Raw genomic sequence first — 12955 nt, 5'->3', positions numbered from 1 at the left:
TGTGGTCGGCGTCGGCGCGGTCCAGGGCACCGGACAGGGCGGCCACGGTGTCGTGGGCGGCGTACTTCATCAGGTGGCCGTAGATGTTGAGAGTGGTAGACAGCGACTCTGCCTCGCCCGGCGGCAAGCTGGCCGGCGACCCACGCGTCGACGTGCCGGGCCCGCAGGTCGCACAGCTTGATCCGGCCGAACGCAGGCAGCAGGTCGTTGTGCACGTTCTCGAGGTAGTTGGCGATGGTGGCCGGATGAAGTACGTGCAGGAAGTCGACGGCGAGGATGCCTTCGGCCTGCGCGCTGAGGAACTGCTTCCAGGTCGGCACGGTGCGGCGTGTGGCGGGGTCGATTCCGAGGGGCTAAGGATGTTCCATGCCGTGGAGGCGGCGATGGCGTGACCGAGGCAGGTGAGTTCGCCGTGGATGCGGCGGTGCCCCCACCCCGGGTTCCCAGAGGCTATGCGCAGCACGAGGGTCTTGACCGCGGAGGCGGTGCTCGGGGGCAACCTGGGAGCCCATCGACCAGGCCGAGCCTGCACCGGTCCCGCCGACCGTGGTCGACGGCGACGGGGACCTGTGGCTGCGAGACCGGGCCGCCGGTACCTGGACCATGCCCGGTTTCAACCCGAAGGAGTTCCAGGCGCGCTGCGGTGAGGTGCTGACCTGGAACCAGCTCGCCTGCGAGTACGGCCCGCTGACCGCACTCGCCGACGACCGCCGCCGCCGCTGACCCCGCAGCCCCCTCAGCGACTGCTGGTGCGACCTCGCGTCAGCTGTGGTGCCCTGCTGCCGCCCCGGGTGTCGGCGGGATCCTCGGGCACAGACGGTGATGCTCGGGCGGGGTCTGTGCCGACGTCGTGCAGGATGTTCCACACGGTGGAGGCCGCGACCTTGATGCCGAGGGTGGCGAGTTCGCCGTGGATGCGCCGGTAGCCCCAGCTCGGGTTCTCCTGGACGAGCCATAGGACCAGGGCGCGGATGGAGCGGAGGGTGCGGGGTCGGCCGGGGCGCTCGGGGCGGGAAGCGCGGGCGTGGCGGCGGCGCAGGAGGTCGCGGTGCCAGCGGAGCACTGTGTCGGGGGAGACCAGTAGGGGGAGCTGGTGCAGCTTCCACCGCGGCAGTTGGTGCAGGAGTGCCGCGAGGAGGGCCAGGTCAGCCGCGGTTCGGCCGTCTGTCGTTGCAGGATGGCGAGTTGGTGGCGCAGGACGCGGATCTCGGCTTCCTCGTCCTTCTCGCTCATCGGCCACCGTCGTATCAGCGTGATGACGCTCGACAGGGCGAGGTAGGGCAGCCGCAATAACATTTACAGCATCCTGCCGGTACATCTTGAGGATCCCCGCCGCGGGCATCGGAAGATGCCTGACCCGGCCGGACGGGGTATTTGACACCTACAGCGTCGGCGGCGTACCGGACCGCCGCCGACGCTGTTGACGTGAGCGCCGCAGGCAGCGGGCTCACTACTCCTTGATGCCGTCGATCAGGACCGGGCTGCTGGTGGTGACCGACTGGATGGCGGCAAGGGCGATGGACAGCGCTGCCCGGGCGTTATGGCCGGTGACGGCCGGGGTGGTTCCGGTGCGCACGCAGCTGGTGAAATCGGCGAGTTCGGCGACGTACGCGTCGTGGAAGAGGTCCTGGTCGTAGCTGACGCAGTCGGCGGTGACGCCGTCCGCGCCGTAGCCGGTCAGGTGGGTGCGCCGGATGTCGCCCATGGTGAGCATGCCGGCCGAGCCGAAGACCTCGCCGCGTACGTCGTAGCCGTACACGGCCTGGAAGTTGGCCTCCGCGGTGGCCATGGCGCCGTTGTCGAAGCGGATGGTGACCACGGCGGTGTCGAGCAGGCCGCGGTCCCTGAAGTCAGGACGGACCAGAGCGTCGGCCATGGCGAAGACCTCGACGGGCTCGGCGCCGGGATTGAGGTAGCGCAGGGTGTCGAAGTCGTGGATGAGGGTCTCCAGGAAGATCGTCCACGGCGGGACGGGCGCCGGGTCGACCAGCCGGGGGTCGCGGGTGAGGGAGCGCAGCAGCTGCGGGGTGCCGATGCCGCCGGCCGCGACCTTGTCGTGGGCGGCGCGGAACCCGGCGTCGAAGCGCCGGTTGAAGCCGACCTGGAGCGCGACGCCCGCCTCTTCGGCGGCGGCGATGGCGCGGTCGGCCTCGTCCAGGGTGACTGCCATGGGCTTCTCGCAGTAGACGGCCTTGCCCGCCCGCGCCGCCGCCTCTACGAGGTTGGCGTGGGTGCGGGCCGGGGTGGCGATGACCACGGCGTCGATCCCCGGGTCGGTGAGCAGTTCGCCGATGTCGGTCAGGGCCCTGGGGCAGCCCAGCCGGTCCGCCAGGCCCTGCGCGGCGCCCGGAGCCGGGTCGGCGACTGCGGCGAGCCGGGCGCCGGGGATGCGCCGGGCGAGGGACTCGGCGTGGAAGGAGCCCATCCGTCCGGCGCCGACGAGACCGACGGCGAGGGGCTGCTGCGGGGTGGTGGCCATGAGGGTTCTCCGTACGTCGTCGTCAGAGGGTGAAGGCGGAGCGGAAGCGCTCCAGGGCGAGGTCGTCGTCGCCGGAGGCCCAGGCCTCCATGGCGACCGTGCCGTCGTAGCCCAGGTCTGCGAGGACGCGGGCTATGGCCGGGTAGGAGATCTCCCCGGTGCCCGGCTCGCAGCGGCCGGGCACGTCGGCGATCTGGATCTCACCGATCAGACCCAGCCCGTGCGCCCTGCGGACCAGCTCGATGAGATTCCCCTCGCCGATCTGTGCGTGGTACAGGTCCAGGTTCATCCGCAGGCCCGGCCGGTCCACGGCGGCGACCAGGGCCAGGGTGTCGGCGGCCCTGGCGAACGGTACGCCGGGGTGGTCGACGGCGGTGTTGAGGTTCTCCAGGGTGAAGACGACGCCGGCGCTCTCGCCCAGCTCGGCGATCCGGGTAAGGGTGCGGTGCGCGGCGATCCAGTTCGGGCCGTCGGCCTCGCCGGCCACCGGCACGACGGGCAGGCCCTTGTCGTCCAGGCCGGTTCCGTGCAGGTTCAACCGGGGGCAGCTCAGCTGTTCGGCGGCCCTGACCGACTGCTCGGCGGTGCGCAGCAGTTCGGCCGCGCCGTCCTCGTCGGTCAGGGTGCCGCGGATGTAGCCGGTCATGGACGAGAAATGGGCCGGGGTGCGGGCGAGGGCGTCCAGGTCGTGCCGGGTCCAGCCCCAGATCTCCACCTCGAAACCCGCCTCGTGGATGCGCTCGGCCCGTTCCGGGACCGGCCGGTCCCGGAAGACCATCTCGGCGCAGACCGCCAACGTGTACATCGCCACTCACCCTGTCCTTCTAGAACGTTCTAGACGTCAGGGTTGCAGTACGCCAGTCGGCGGGCTCCGCTGTCAAGAGGTCGTCGTCAACGGCTATAGAACGTTATAGTTGTCTGGGGCTGCGGCGCTCGGCGCCGGTCTGGGATCATCGGACCCGGAGAAGCCATCGACCATGGAGGTCACCAGTGTCACCGAGCCCCACGGCCGCGAGCGGGAAGCGGCCCACCCTCGCCGACGTCGCCGCGCGTGCGGGCGTGTCCACGGCGCTGGTCTCCACCGTGATGCGCGACACCAAGGGCGCCAGCGCCGCCACCCGCGAGCGGATCCTGCAGGCCGCGAAAGAGATCGGTTACCGGCCCGACGCCCGCGCACGGCTGCTGCGCAGCCATCGCTCACGGCTGCTCGGCGTCCAGTTCGGCCTGCAACACCCCTTCCACACAGACCTGGTGGAGTGCCTCTACGCGGCGGCCGAACCCGCCGGCTACCAGATCGCGCTGAGCGCCGTCGCCCCCAGCCGCAGCGAACAGCAGGCCGTGGAATCACTGCTGGCCGATCGTTGCGAGGCGCTGATCCTGCTCGGCCCGCAGGCCCCTGCCGCGCGACTGGCCGAGTTGGCAGGCCAGCTGCCGGTGGTTTCGGTCGCGCGCCGGCTGCGACCGCCGTGCGGGCAGGTAGCCGTCGTCCGCACCGCCGACGACGAAGGTGCCCGCCAGGCGGTCGACCACCTGGTCGGGCTCGGGCACCGCGACATCGCCCACATCGACGGCGGCAGAGCGCCGGGCGCCGCCGACCGGCGCCGCGGCTACCGCACCGCCATGACCGGCCACGGTCTGGCAGAGCACGTCCGTGTGCTGCCCGGCGGACTGACCGAGGACGAGGGCGCCGCGGCCGCCCGCGCCCTGCTCGCCGCCCGGCCCCGCCCCACCGCCGTACTCGCCTTCAACGACCGCTGCGCCACCGGGGTCCTGGACACTCTGCTCCGCTCCGGCGTCCAGGTCCCCGCCGAGATCTCCGTCATCGGCTTCGACGACAGCCGTCTGGCCCGCCTCGCCCACATCGACCTCACCACCGTCGGCCAGGACATCCCGGGCCTCGCCGAGTTCGCGGTCGGCCGGGCCGTCGCCCGGCTGGAGGGCGAACCGGACCCCGAGGGGGAGACCGTCATCGCCCCGCGCCTGGTCGTCCGCGGCACCACGACCGCAGCCGGCTGAACACGCGGAACCGCAGCACCGGCCGCCGTGCGTACCACGACCCGGTCGTCCAGGTGGGGCTGGACGAAGTTCACGGCCGTCGCCTTGCCTCGCGAGCCCACCACACGGCAGCTCATCTGCCAGGTGAGGTGGGCCATGTGGCAGCGGGCGGTGCCGGTGGCGCCGCCCGGGACCTCCAGATCGGCGTCCAGCCACTCGTCGACTGCGGCAGCCCCCGCCTTCCCACCGCCGCGCGCGGCGACCAGCCTGGGCTCCCCACCTGCCCAGGGCGTGAGCATGCGCTGCGCGTGCAGGCTGTAGCAGCCGAGGTCCATCGGTGCGCCTCCCGCCAGCGGCAGCGACCACCGCAGGTCGCCGTCCGGCGGCGCGGGCATGGCCATCACGGTCTCGATGTGCCGGAGCTCGCCCAACTCCCCGCTGCCCAGCAGCTCGTGCAGGCGCCGGGTGACCGGGTGGAACAAGTAGTGGAAGCCGTCCATGAACACCGTGCCCGCCTCGGCGGCGGCCTGGTGGACCTCGGCGGCCTCCGTCGCGTTGCTCGCGGACGGCTTCTGGCGGTGATCTCGGCCATGCCGGCGGGCAGGTGGTTGCGCATCAGTGCCAGCGGCTGCTGAAGGACAGTATCGCGGTCGGCCTGGAGGACAGGCTGCCGCTGCGCTCCGTCGGACCGGGCGGCACCCGGCAAGCACGTCCTCACCGCCGGGGCACCCGGAGCGCGGCTGCCACGTCGACCGGCTGGCCGAAGTAGTCGCTGACCCGGGGCCGACCACAACCAGCGGTTGTGCCCCTAGCGGGCCGCTAGTGGGCTTATGCGTCGGATGGGGTGTCGTCCCGGGTGGGGCGGGTGGTGAAGCGGGGCAGGGTGGCGACGGCGACGGCGAGCAGAGCGACGATGCCCATCTGGACATATTCGACGTCGGCGAAGGCGTGGCTCGGGTTGGTGGCCGCGTTGCTGAGGTAGAGGGTGCCGAGCGTGGCGACGCCGAGGGCAAGTCCGCTTTGCTGGAGGGTGATCAGGACTCCGGAGCCGAGCCCGGCGTGGTGGGCGGGGACGTCGGCCAGGACGCTGCGGAAGAGGCCGGCGAAGAGCATGGACTGTCCGGCGCCGACGAGGGCGAGGGGGCCTGCCGTGAACCAGAGGCTGACATGGGGCCAGTTGCTGAGGACCACAGTGACCAGCAGGGCCAGGCCGACGAGTTGGATGAGGGCGCCGAGGGTGAGTGCGGCGCGGCCCAGGCGGTTGAGGAGGCGGGGGGCGGTCATGGATCCGGCGAAGAAGAGCAGGGCCATGGGCAGGATGGCCAGGCCGCTGTGGAGTGCGTCGGCGTGCAGGCCGTTCTGCACGAGCAGTGCGAAGACGAACATGAACGAGCCGAAGCCGAGGCTGAAAGCCAAGACCATCGTCAGGCCGCGGGACATCGAGGGCAGGCGCAGCAGGGAGGGCGGCAGGAGCGGGGTCTGGCCGCGGGCTTCAGCGCGCTTTTCGACCGCGTAGGTGACGGCGAACAGGACGACGGCCAGGATGAGGAGCGCCCAGGTCCAGGCGGGCCAGCCCAGTGAGTGGCCTTCGGCGAGCGGGACGAGGAGGGAGGTGAGGGCGGCGGCGAACAGGACGGTGCCGGGGACGTCGATGCCCAAGGGGTGGTGGGAGCGGTTCTCGGGGACGATGCGCAGGGCGAGGGCGGCGACGGCGAGGCCGATCGGGACGTTGACCAGAAAGATCGGGCGCCAGGAGGTGCCGGCGATGTCGGCACTGACGAGGAGGCCGCCGACGAGCTGGCCGACGACAGCGGCGATGCCGGAGGTGGCGCCGTACATGGCGATGGCCCTGTGCTTGCGCTCACCGTCCAAGGTGTGGTGGAAGGTGGCCAGCACCTGGGGGACCAGCAGGGCGGCGGTGGCTCCTTGCAGGACGCGCATGACGACCAGGACGGTGATGGTTGGGGCGAGGCCGCAGGCCAGTGAGGTGAGGACGAAGGCGGCCAGGGCCCAGAGGAAGAGGCGGCGCCGGCCGTAGCGGTCGCCGAGCCGACCGCCGAGGACGAGGAGGGCGGCGTAGGCGACGCCGTATCCCGCGATGACCAGCTCGGCGGAGGCTCCGGTGGCGTGCAGGGAGTTGTTGATGCTGGGCAGGGCGACGTTGGTGATGAAGAAGTCCATGATCGGCAGGAAGGCTCCTGCCAGGAGGATGAACACGCCCGTGGGGCTGAGCGTGTGGCCGGCCCGGTGCCGGACGGCTGCGGGGGCCTGCGTGGCGGCCATGTGGACATCCCTTCGAACAATTTATTTGCTTGCGCTAGTAACGATAAAACTTGCGTGCGCTAGTTAGCAAGTCGTAGCGTGAGAGCATGCCCGAAAACGACCCCACCGCCGCCCTCGGCGCGGACGAGTACGCCCTGATCCGGGCCCTGCGGCCCGCGATGGCCGCCCTGATCCACGCTTTCGACGACGACCTGCACAGCCAGGGCCTCAGCCACGGCGAGTACCTGGCCCTGATGTTCCTGTCGGAGGCATCGGAGCGGACCATGCGGCTGAGCGATCTCGCGGTCGAGATCCAGCAGTCCGCCTCTGCCGCCGGCCGCACCGTGAAGCGGCTGGAGGTTCAGGGCCTGGTCGAGCGGGTCCAGTCCGCCCAGGACGCACGCTCCTTCAACGCGACTCTCACCGAAGCAGGCCTTGCCCGGCTCGAGGCCGCCTGGCCCGTCCACGTCGCCAGCGTGCGCCGTCACCTGTTCGACCGACTCGAAGGCGTGGACACGGCCAAGCTCGCCGCTGCTTTCCAGCGCATCGCCTACGACCGCCCCTGACGCCGACGTAGCCGCACAGCCGAACGGGGCAACCCGGCCCTCGGGGCGCTTCGCCCGCCCCTCCTGGGGAGGCGATCCCTCAGCCCGTCACCCGCATCAGAAAGGCTCCGCCATAAGCAGCACGCTCGGCCCCGGAAGGGAACTGCCCCAGATCTTCGCACTCTCCCAGCACTGCCGGTCAGTGCCCCGCTTCCGTCGGCGCTGGATGCGCCCGCCCGGGAAGCCGCGGCCTTCGTTGATGTGGATCGCCTGTGTCTTGGCCTGCGACAGGTATGAGCCCATGGGGGCCAGGACCGCTTCGGCCTTGGCCTGCCGTGCCTCGGCGTGCTCACGTGTGCCGGACACCATGACCACCCAGTCGTCCGCGTAGCGGACCGGGCGCCAGACGGGCAGGCCGCGGCTGCGACGCGCGGTGCGCTGATGGTCGGAGCCGTAGCTCTGCCAGGCCTCCGCGAAGTGCTCGTCGAGGGTGGAGAGGGCGATGTTGGCCAGCAGCGCGGACAGGATCCCACGCACGAGCGCTCCTCCGCCTCGCCCGCCAACGCGTCAGCGTGTTCTTCGCCATGCCCGCCGATCTCGCCGACACATTGCTGCCCCGGTGGAGATTCCGGTCGGGACGCTCGCGTCGTCCGTCCCGGGGTCGTTTCCTCTGTGGCTGCTGGGGCGACGTACGGCTACATGCCAAAGGCCCTGGCGGATCACGCGCCAGGGCCTATCGGTCGAGGCTCAGATGGTCTCCGTGTCGATCACGAACCGGTACCGCACATCGCTCGCCAGTACCCGCTCGTACGCCTCGTTGATCTCGGAGGCGGCGATCCGCTCGATCTCGGCACCGATTCCGTGCTCGGCACAGAAGTCCAGCATCTCCTGGGTCTCGGGGATGCCGCCGATCATCGATCCGGCGAGGATCTTGTTGCCGCCGATGAGGGAGAACGGGTGGAAGGTGATGGGCTCTTCCGGGACGCCCACGTTCACCAGGGCGCCGCCGGTCCTCAGCAGGCTGAGGTAGGCACCCAGGTCCAGCGGCGCCGACACCGTGGAGACGATGAGGTCGAAGGAGCCGGCGAGTTCCTCGAACGTCTTCGGGTCGCTGGTCGCGTAATAGTGGTCGGCACCCAGCTTCAGGCCGTCGTCCTTCTTGCGCAGCGACTGGGAGAGGACCGTGACCTCCGCGCCGAGCGCGTGTGCGATCTTGACGCCCACGTGGCCGAGGCCGCCCAGGCCGACCACGGCGACCTTCTTGCCGGGTCCCGCGCCCCACTGCTTGAGCGGCGCGTACGTGGTGATGCCTGCGCACAGCAGCGGCGCGGCGGCGTCCAGGGGCAGCCCGTCGGGGATACGGACGACGAAGTTCTCGTCGACGACGACGTGCGTGGCGTAGCCGCCGTAGGTGATCTCGCCGTCACGGCCGATGGCGTTGTACGTCTGGACGGCCCCCCGTGCACAGTGCTGTTCCTGGCCGGCCTTGCAGTTGTCGCACTCGCGGCAGGAGTCGACCATGCAGCCGACGCCCACGCGGTCGCCGACCTTGTACTTGGTCACGCCAGGGCCGACCTCGGAGACGACGCCCGCGATCTCGTGGCCCGGGACCATGGGGAAGGTCGCCTCGCCCCAGCCCTCGCGGACCAGGTGGATGTCGGTGTGACAGATGCCGGCGAACTTGATGTCGATCAGCACGTCGAACTCGCGGACCGCACGACGTTCGATGGTGGTGCGCTGCAGCGGAGCGTGGGCGGCGGGTGCGGCGTACGCGGCAACAGTGGTCATGCCGTGATTCTCCTTGCGGGGTTGCGCGCCCGGCTGCCTGTTCCCGGCCGGGCGTGGGATCTTCACTGTAGCCCATGTACGCATCAGTGCGAACATTGGCTTGAGGCCCCTGCAACACCCCCGATCCGGCCGCCTTCTACGGCGGCGAGCACCGCGGCTACACCGACTACCCGGCGCTGCCCGCCGACAGCGCGTGACCTGAAAGGAAGTCATCATCCGCGAGTGCGGCGAGTCAAGTCGCCGCGTGGCCGCAGTGTCCGCTGTTGCACTGCCGTTTGGGTTCCGTGGGTGTTCGTACTGGTGTAGAAAACTAACTAGTCCGTACATTATTGGAGCGGGGTCGGTGCGGGGCGCGGTGGCCTGGCCGCTGGGAGGCGGAGATGCGTAGGACGATTGCGACGGTGTCGTTGAGCGGTTCGTTGTCTCAGAAGCTGGCTGCGGCTGCGGCGGCGGGTTTTGACGGGGTGGAGGTTTTTGAGACAGACCTGCTGGCGAGCCGGCTGAGTCCGCACGAGGTGCGGCAGCGGGCGGCGGATCTGGGGCTGTCGATCGACCTGTACCAGCCGTTCCGGGACTTCGAAGGGGAGGAGGACGAGCAACTCGCCCGGAACCTGCGCCGCGCGGAGGCGAAGTTCGAGGTGATGGAGCGGCTGGGAGCGGATCTGCTGCTGGTGTGCTCGTCGGTGTCCGCGCTGTCGCGGGACGATGACGCGCTTGCTGCGGAGCAGTTGCGGCTGCTGGCCGAGCGCGGCGCCGAGCACGGGATCCGGATCGCCTATGAGGCGCTGGCGTGGGGGCGCAACGTCAGTACCTTCGAGCACGCCTGGCGGATTGTGGAACTGGCGGACCATCAGGGGCTGGGGACCTGCCTGGACAGTTTCCACATCCTGGCGCGCGGGGGAGACCCGAAGGGCATCGCGGCGATCCCCGGAGAGAAGATCTTCTTCCTGCAGTTGGCCGACGCGCCTTTGACGGCGATGGACGTGCTGCAGTGGAGCCGGCACTACCGCTGCTTCCCGGGGCAGGGTGGTTTGGATGTGGCCGGGGTGGCGCGCGCTGCGGTGGAGGCCGGGTACGCGGGGCCGCTGTCGCTGGAGGTATTCAACGACGTGTTCCGGCAGGCGGACGCGGGACCAACGGCGGTGGACGCACTGCGCTCGCTGCTGATGGTGGAAGAGGCGATCGGCCGTGCCGAACTGCCGACGACGGTGGTTCCGACTGGATTCGCCTTCGCGGAGCTGGCGGCCACCGACCCGGAGCCGCTGCGCTCACTGCTGGTGGGCCTGGGGTTCGAGCGCAGCGGTCGGCACCGGGGCGGCAAGCCGGTGGACCTGTGGGAGCGGGCCGGCGCTCGGGTCCTGCTGAACAGTGCGGCAGGTCCGGCGGCCGCCGCTGCTGGTGGCACCGCGCAGGTGGCGGCGCTGGGCCTGGAGAGCCCGGACCCCGACGCGGCGGTGCGGCGCGCGCAGGCGGTGCTGGCACCGGAACTGCCGCGCCTTCGGGCGCCTGACGACGTGGCGTTGAACGCGGTGGCCGCACCGGACGGCACCGAGCTGTTCTTCTGCGCCACCGGCCGGCCGGGCCGGGCGAACTGGCGCCTGGACTTCCCGCCGCCAAGGGAGCAGCCCGAGGCCGGAGCTGCGGCGGCGGCGCTGGTGACCGGTGTCGACCATGTCGCGCTCACCCAGCCCTGGCACCGCTTCGACGAGGCCGCGCTGTTCTACCCGGCCGTTCTCGGCCTGCAACTGCAGGAGAGCCTGGACCTGGCGGACCCCTACGGGCTGTACCGCAGCCGGGCAGCTTCCGGTCCAGGCAGCTCGCTGCTGCGGATCGCGCTGAACGCCGCACCCGGCCCTGACCACGAGGACGGCCGCCCGCAGCACATCGCGCTGGCCGTGTCGGACGTGGCGGCCGTGGTGGCCCGGCTGCACGAGCAGGGGCTGGCCACCTTGGCGGTACCCGACAACTACTACGAGGACCTGCGGGCGCGTCTGGAATTCCCTGCCGGGGAACTGGAGCGGCTGCGGCGGTTCGACCTGCTGTACGACCGCGACCAGTACGGCGAGTTCCGGCACTGCTACACCCCGGCGGTGGGGCGGATCAGCTTCGAGTTGGTCGAGCGCAGCGGCGGCTATCGCGGCTACGGTGCGGTCAACGCCCCGGTGCGCCTTGCGGCCCAGCGCGCGCAGGCCCACACGATGGGCCGTCCCGGAGGCGAGTAGCCGGCCCGGTCCGGCCCGCGGTGGGTCGTACACTGGGGCACCGCCGGACCGCCGGACCGAGGAGCAGCATGGCCGACATCGGCAACAGCACCGCCGTCAAGCGCGTCCGCGACGCCGAGCGCACGCGGGCCGAGATCCTGGACGTGGCCACCGCGGAGTTCGCGCGCCTGGGCTACACCGGGGCGCGGGTGGACGAGATCGCGGCCCGGACCCGGACCACCAAGCGCATGATCTACTACTACTTCGGCGGCAAGGAGCAGTTGTTCACCGCGGTGCTGGAGCGCGCCTACCTGGAGATCCGGGTCAAGGAACAGGAGCTGGACGTGGCTCACCTGGACCCGGTCTCGGCGATCCGGCGGCTTGTGGAGCTGACCTTCGACCACCACGAAGCGCACCCGGACTTCATCCGCCTGGTCAGTATCGAGAACATCCACGAGGCGGAGCACATGGTGGCCTCGCAGATGCTGAGCACCTTGAACTCCCCGGCGATCGAGGTGCTGGGCCCGATCCTGGAGGCCGGCCGGGCGCAGGGGGTGTTCACCGCGCAGGTGGACGCGGTGGACCTGCACGCGATGATCAGCTCCTACTGCTTCTTCCGGGTGGCCAACCGGTACACCTTCGGCACGCTGTTCGGCCGCGACCTGGTGGATCCGCAGCGGCGGGAGTACTACCGCGGGATGCTCGGAGACATGATCATCGCTTATCTCACGGAGCGTCAGCCTGCTTCCTGAAGCCCGGTGTCGGGACTTCCTGCGTCGGACCGCCCGGTCAGTTCGGCCAGGTCGGCGAGCATCAGCTCGGTGTGCGCCGCCAGGCCCGTGAACAGCTCGAAGGCGTCGGCTGCCTGCAGGGCGACCATGCCGCCGCCACCCAGAGTGCGGCAGCCAAGGGCGCGGGCGTCGCGCAGCAGCTCGGTCTCCAGCGGGCGGTAGACGATGTCGGCCACCCACAGACCGGGGTGCAGCAGTCGGGTGGGCAGCGGGGTGCCGGGGTGGGCGGCCATGCCCGTCGGGGTGGCGTGGACCAGGCCGTCGGCGGCGTCCAGCGCGGCGGGCAGCCGGGCGCGGTCCAGCACCTGCGCCCGGTCGGCGCCGAAGTGCTGGGTCAGGGCGTCCGCGAGCCGGGCGGAGCGGTCCGGGTCGGTGTCCAGGAGCTGCAGGGTGCCGCAGCCCAGGGTGAGCAGTGCGTGGGCGACGGCCGCGCCCGCGCCGCCGGCACCCAGTTGGACGACGCGCCCGGTGGGGGCGCCGGGCAGGTGGCGGGCGAAGGAGTTGGCGAAGCCGGCGGCGTCGGTGTTGTGGCCGACGGCCCGGTCGCCCTTCAGGACCACGGTGTTGACCGCGCCCAGGGCGGCGGCGGTGGGCGACAGTGCGTCCAGGTGCTCGATCACCAGTTGTTTGCAGGGGTGGGTGACGTTCAGTCCGTCGAATCCCAGGGTGCGTGCGGCGCGCATGAACTCGGCGACGGCGGCGGCCGGCTCGCCGTGTCCGTCGATGTCCAGGATCCGGTAGACTAGGCGGATGCGGTGCCGGTCGGCCTCGCGCTGGTGCAGTGCGGGGCTGAGGGAGGGACCGATGCCCGAACCCATCAGACCGGTCAGGTACGAGCGCTGGGTCGGCTGCGGCATCGAGTCCCCTTACGTGACGTGACGGCACGCCAATTGT

At 70.9% G+C, this 12955-nt stretch carries 12 protein-coding genes and 2 pseudogenes; 6 read left to right on the top strand and 8 right to left on the bottom strand.

The features are described 5' to 3' along the window. Positions 1-245: 245 nt before the first annotated feature. Together TR46_RS45335 and TR46_RS19960 are read left to right on the top strand one after the other, a co-directional pair. Complete coding sequence (locus TR46_RS45335; RefSeq protein WP_369405998.1) at positions 246-392, top strand: hypothetical protein; 147 nt, start codon at positions 246-248, stop codon at positions 390-392. A 154-nt stretch (positions 393-546) separates the two neighbouring features. Continuing rightward, on the top strand, positions 547-723 hold the full coding sequence (locus TR46_RS19960) for a hypothetical protein (RefSeq protein WP_236655402.1): 177 nt from the start codon (positions 547-549) through the stop codon (positions 721-723). 106 nt (positions 724-829) lie between these two features. Here the strand turns inward: TR46_RS19960 and TR46_RS43685 are convergent. The 3 genes and pseudogenes from TR46_RS43685 to TR46_RS19945 form a co-directional block, all read right to left on the bottom strand. Further along, positions 830-1296 (bottom strand): annotated as a pseudogene (locus TR46_RS43685) (hypothetical protein); the annotation flags it as partial. A gap of 154 nt (positions 1297-1450) precedes the next feature. Next, positions 1451-2479 carry a Gfo/Idh/MocA family oxidoreductase gene (locus TR46_RS19950; protein ID WP_042403131.1) on the bottom strand — a complete coding sequence of 343 codons (1029 nt, stop codon included), beginning with the start codon at positions 2477-2479 and terminating at the stop codon, positions 1451-1453. Positions 2480-2501: 22 nt separating this feature from the next. Next, positions 2502-3284, bottom strand: a complete 783-nt coding sequence (locus TR46_RS19945; protein WP_042403128.1) for a TIM barrel protein — start codon at positions 3282-3284, stop codon at positions 2502-2504. A gap of 185 nt (positions 3285-3469) precedes the next feature. Here TR46_RS19945 and TR46_RS19940 point away from each other — a divergent pair, with 185 nt between their 5' ends. Further along, positions 3470-4495: a LacI family DNA-binding transcriptional regulator gene (locus tag TR46_RS19940; protein ID WP_042403126.1), complete on the top strand. Its 1026-nt coding sequence runs from the start codon at positions 3470-3472 to the stop codon at positions 4493-4495. An 8-nt stretch (positions 4496-4503) separates the two neighbouring features. On the opposite strand, the pseudogene TR46_RS44335 reads toward TR46_RS19940, so the two are convergent. Then, a pseudogene (locus TR46_RS44335) lies at positions 4504-5049 on the bottom strand (Gfo/Idh/MocA family protein); the annotation flags it as partial. Positions 5050-5302: 253 nt separating this feature from the next. Beyond that, positions 5303-6757: an MFS transporter gene (locus TR46_RS19935; protein WP_042403122.1), complete on the bottom strand. Its 1455-nt coding sequence runs from the start codon at positions 6755-6757 to the stop codon at positions 5303-5305. An 86-nt stretch (positions 6758-6843) separates the two neighbouring features. Between TR46_RS19935 and TR46_RS19930 the strand changes: the two genes are divergently transcribed. Then, positions 6844-7302, top strand: coding sequence for a MarR family winged helix-turn-helix transcriptional regulator (locus TR46_RS19930; protein WP_042403120.1), 459 nt, complete (start codon positions 6844-6846; stop codon positions 7300-7302). 96 nt (positions 7303-7398) lie between these two features. Here TR46_RS19930 and TR46_RS19925 read toward each other — a convergent pair whose 3' ends face one another. Both TR46_RS19925 and TR46_RS19920 read right to left on the bottom strand, forming a co-directional pair. Continuing rightward, positions 7399-7818, bottom strand: coding sequence for an RNA-dependent RNA polymerase family protein (locus tag TR46_RS19925; protein ID WP_042403117.1), 420 nt, complete (start codon positions 7816-7818; stop codon positions 7399-7401). Between the two features lie 210 nt (positions 7819-8028). Beyond that, a complete protein-coding gene (locus tag TR46_RS19920; protein WP_042403115.1) occupies positions 8029-9069 on the bottom strand; it encodes an NAD(P)-dependent alcohol dehydrogenase in 1041 nt (346 codons plus the stop codon). Positions 9070-9449: 380 nt separating this feature from the next. Between TR46_RS19920 and TR46_RS19915 the strand changes: the two genes are divergently transcribed. Both TR46_RS19915 and TR46_RS19910 read left to right on the top strand, forming a co-directional pair. After that, complete coding sequence (locus TR46_RS19915) at positions 9450-11291, top strand: sugar phosphate isomerase/epimerase and 4-hydroxyphenylpyruvate domain-containing protein (RefSeq protein WP_042403110.1); 1842 nt, start codon at positions 9450-9452, stop codon at positions 11289-11291. Between the two features lie 68 nt (positions 11292-11359). Further along, positions 11360-12022: a TetR family transcriptional regulator gene (locus tag TR46_RS19910; RefSeq protein WP_042403107.1), complete on the top strand. Its 663-nt coding sequence runs from the start codon at positions 11360-11362 to the stop codon at positions 12020-12022. On the opposite strand, the gene TR46_RS19905 is transcribed toward TR46_RS19910, so the two are convergent. Continuing rightward, a complete protein-coding gene (locus TR46_RS19905; protein WP_042403105.1) occupies positions 12007-12918 on the bottom strand; it encodes a shikimate dehydrogenase in 912 nt (303 codons plus the stop codon). The genes TR46_RS19910 and TR46_RS19905 overlap by 16 nt on opposite strands. Positions 12919-12955 lie beyond the last annotated feature (37 nt).

The sequence above is a fragment of the Streptacidiphilus carbonis genome, assembly GCF_000787775.1.
GTDB classification, from domain to species: domain Bacteria; phylum Actinomycetota; class Actinomycetes; order Streptomycetales; family Streptomycetaceae; genus Streptacidiphilus; species Streptacidiphilus carbonis.
The sequence above is the reverse complement of the archived record's forward strand: the minus strand, read 5'-3'. Positions and strand labels throughout refer to the sequence as shown.

Bases quoted from the DNA above. Each gene is read 5' to 3' on its own strand.
- TR46_RS19910 (WP_042403107.1), top strand. From the start codon at position 11,360: ATGGCCGACATCGGCAACAGCACCGCCGTCAAGCGCGTCCGCGACGCC.
- TR46_RS19945 (WP_042403128.1), bottom strand. From the start codon at position 3,284: ATGTACACGTTGGCGGTCTGCGCCGAGATGGTCTTCCGGGACCGGCCG.
- TR46_RS19950 (WP_042403131.1), bottom strand. From the start codon at position 2,479: ATGGCCACCACCCCGCAGCAGCCCCTCGCCGTCGGTCTCGTCGGCGCC.
- TR46_RS19920 (WP_042403115.1), bottom strand. From the start codon at position 9,069: ATGACCACTGTTGCCGCGTACGCCGCACCCGCCGCCCACGCTCCGCTG.
- TR46_RS19935 (WP_042403122.1), bottom strand. From the start codon at position 6,757: ATGGCCGCCACGCAGGCCCCCGCAGCCGTCCGGCACCGGGCCGGCCAC.
- TR46_RS19915 (WP_042403110.1), top strand. From the start codon at position 9,450: ATGCGTAGGACGATTGCGACGGTGTCGTTGAGCGGTTCGTTGTCTCAG.
- TR46_RS19930 (WP_042403120.1), top strand. From the start codon at position 6,844: ATGCCCGAAAACGACCCCACCGCCGCCCTCGGCGCGGACGAGTACGCC.
- TR46_RS19905 (WP_042403105.1), bottom strand. From the start codon at position 12,918: ATGCCGCAGCCGACCCAGCGCTCGTACCTGACCGGTCTGATGGGTTCG.
- TR46_RS45335 (WP_369405998.1), top strand. From the start codon at position 246: ATGAAGTACGTGCAGGAAGTCGACGGCGAGGATGCCTTCGGCCTGCGC.